The sequence below is a fragment of the Streptomyces sp. H27-C3 genome (assembly GCF_030063415.1).
Classification (GTDB): domain Bacteria; phylum Actinomycetota; class Actinomycetes; order Streptomycetales; family Streptomycetaceae; genus Streptomyces.
In genome coordinates, this window is record NZ_JASITA010000099.1 from 1 (window position 1) to 3,117 (window position 3,117).

General features: G+C 66.4%; 1 protein-coding gene. It reads right to left on the reverse strand.

Translation table 11 applies throughout. The features are described 5' to 3' along the window. Positions 1-123: 123 nt before the first annotated feature. Complete coding sequence (locus tag QMK30_RS38160; RefSeq protein WP_283522919.1) at positions 124-2,571, reverse strand: DEAD/DEAH box helicase; 2,448 nt, start codon at positions 2,569-2,571, stop codon at positions 124-126. Positions 2,572-3,117 lie beyond the last annotated feature (546 nt).

Sequence of the window (3,117 nt, forward strand, 5' to 3'; positions counted from 1 at the left end):
ACCTGGAAGACCTCGGAGACCCCGCCCCGGACGGCCACCCGGCACAACGTGCTGCCCGCACCCGGAAAGATCACGAGAAGCCCAGCCGGAAACCCGATCAGAATTCACACGGTGGATCGAGGCTCAGGCCCAGTCGAGTCCGAGTTCGGCGAGTGCCGCCAGCTGTTGCTCACTCAAGCGCTCGCGTCGGTTTCTCTGGTTGCTCAGAAAGATGCCCAGCTTGATTGTGCTTCCGTCCGGGAGCTCTTCGACGTGGGCTCTCCCGACGACGGTTTTGCCCTCGCGTTGGATGTACTGCGCGAGGGCCGTCACGCCCCGCGTGAACGCTTCGGAGCCCTTGACGGCCCCACTCTTTCCGCCGGCGGGTACCGGCGCGTTCCGGGGCCGCATAGCCGGTTTCACGCCCAGCACGCCCAGGCGGCGCTGCTGCTCAGCGTTCAGCCGGCCGAAGTCCCGCGCCTGCCGGGCGAGCCAGCGGCCGATGTCGTCGCCGCGGTAGGTGACGCCGGGCAGGATCTCCTCCAGCGTCCCGCCGGCCTCCAGGAGGGCACGCAGGCCGGTGTGGTGACGCTGCCAGTCGACGGTCCACCCCAGCTGCCCGGGGTTCCAGTCCAAATCGATGGCCGCGAGCTGTTCGCCGCGCCGCGCTGCGCGCTCAGGGTCCTTGCCAAGGCCCCCGGGCCGCCGGAGGTTGGTGAGCCACTGCCCCACGGGCTTGTCCATCGCGGTCGCGTGGCGGGGCGCCGCCAGGGTGCCGGCCTCCGCGTAGTACGCGCGGGCCGCGGCGAGGTTCTCCTCGAACTGGACATCAGCGGTGTCCCAGATGATGCCGAGCTCCTCCAGCTCGTCCGCCCGGCTGCCGGGCATGGTCCCGGCCCGGTACGCCCGCCGCTGGTCGGACAGCCACCTGCCCAGCGGGTACGCGCCCTCCTGGTGCTCGTAGGGCACATCGAGAGTGTCTTCCCGGTCGCGGTAGCGGCGGGCGGCGTCGTACCCGCGCGTCCAGTCCTGGCGCTCGGTATCCAGGATCTGGAACTTGACCCACTTGGCGACCATCACCGGATCTCTGGGGGCGGCGAAACGGAGCAGCAGCCGCGACTCCTCCTCACCTTCCTCCGGCTCCTCACCGATGTTTTGCGACGGATCAACCACACGCTTCTGGTTCTCCTGCGGAATCGCAAGCATCTCAATGGCATGCTCGTCATGCGCCCGAAGCCCTTCAAGGACCTTCACCAAAGGCCGGTACGACGCAGAGGTGAACATGTCTTCCGGCTGCTCACCTGGGGCCAAGAACACGGGCACGATCAGCGTCGCCACTTTTCCCTGATTGGGCTTCTGCCTGAGCGCCCGACCGATTGCCTGCACGATATCCACCGCCGAACCCTTCGGGTCCAGCAGGGCTACGGAATCCACCGCCCTAATATCGACGCCCTCACCCAGTACACGGCAATTCGAAAGCACCGCACGCCCGGCCCGGCGGCCGAAGTCCCCGAGCACGCGCCGCCGGTGGTCGGCCTCATGCTCACCGCACAGCCAGTCGGCCCACACCCGCTCCGGGTACCGCTCCGGATCCGAGGCGTGCAACCGCTTCGCGACCCTCGGCAAGCCCTTCGCGAACGCGCTGGCCTCTATGGTCCGGTGATGGAAGGTGATGGTGGTCTGCAACCGGTGCTCTGCCATCGTCTCCAGCAAAGCGGCCTGCAAGGCGCCCATTCGCTGGCCGCGCACCTCTTCCTCCCGCTTCTGCTCGCCGGCCAGGCGGGCAGGAGTCACCACCGGGTCGGTCAGCTCGACCACCACGATCTGATAGCGCGCCAAAAGCCCGCGCGACACCGCCGACGCCAGCGACAGCTCGTAGACCACAGGCCCGTAGATCTTCGGATCATCCATGGAGCAGGCCAGCTCGTGCGGGAGCGGATCCCGCAGGTTCTCGAAGCCCGACTGCCGTTCCGCCCACGGGGGGCGGGGTGGGCGCTCTTTCCAGATCCGGGGTGTGGCGGTCATGTAGAGCCGGCGCATCGCGGGGATGACGTCCTGGTCGTGAATGGCCGCCCACGCCTTCCCCATTGACCCGCTTGTCCTGTGGGCTTCGTCCACGACCACCAAGTCGAAGACGTCCATGGGAAGCCCGTACACACCCTCGTGGGCCTCCGCCAGCACGGGCAGAGACGCATAGGTGGCGTAGACGGTCACCGGCCCGCGGCCGTGCCACAGCGCCAGTTGCGGCGGGCTCGTCGTGGAGCGCACATCGAGATCCCACAGATGCGGGTCGTCATCCAGCGAACACACCGCCACCGCCGGACCCGTATGCCCGGCCAAGCGCCATTCCCGCACCGTCTGCGTCAGCAGATCCAAGGTCGGAAGCAACACCAAGATCCGCCCATTGCGCGCCAGCCGAAGCGCGGAATGGGCGGCAATGAACGTCTTTCCCGTACCGCACGCAGCCACCACCGTGGCCCGCAGTCCATTACGCGGAATCCGCTTCCCCGGAGGGATGTCGAGACCACGCACCACCGCGTCAACCGCCTCGATCTGATGCGGAAACAGACGGACCTCATCGGCATTCGGCATTCCGTACTCCAGAAGTCGCGAGAAGGGGCGATCAGCCCTGGCGGAGGTGGTAGTGATTCGATCGGGATTCTACACAGCGCATCGGATGGCACCTGATGCAGCCTTGCCATGATGATGCGCGGGTCTCACTTTAGCGCAACGGGCTGCGATTGTGGCGGTTTTCGTGTAGACTCGTTCGTGTGCTGCTGCCCCTGTAGGGGGTGAGTGGACGTCAGGGTTCGGATGGAGCGAAGCGGAGTTCGAGCCCTGATTCTTCGAGGGGCCGGCACTCGTTCGGGGTGATGGCGTGTCAGTACCTGGGGGTGGCTTGTTGTTCGGGATGCTACACAGGCCCGCAGTGATACACCCACCCTTCCCCGTAGCCAGCCATTCGCGCAGCGCGCGAATCGGGAATTGGAGCGAAGCGGAGATTCCTTGCTTTTAGTATTGGAGCGAAGCGGAGATACTCAATTCCGGCAACGCGGGAATCGAAAGGCGCGAAGCGCTTTTCACGCTGAGCGCAGCGAAGCGTTTCTCTTGCACATCGCGCAGCGATGTGGTACCCGC

Bases quoted from the DNA above. Each gene is read 5' to 3' on its own strand.
- QMK30_RS38160 (WP_283522919.1), bottom strand. From the start codon at position 2,571: ATGCCGAATGCCGATGAGGTCCGTCTGTTTCCGCATCAGATCGAGGCG.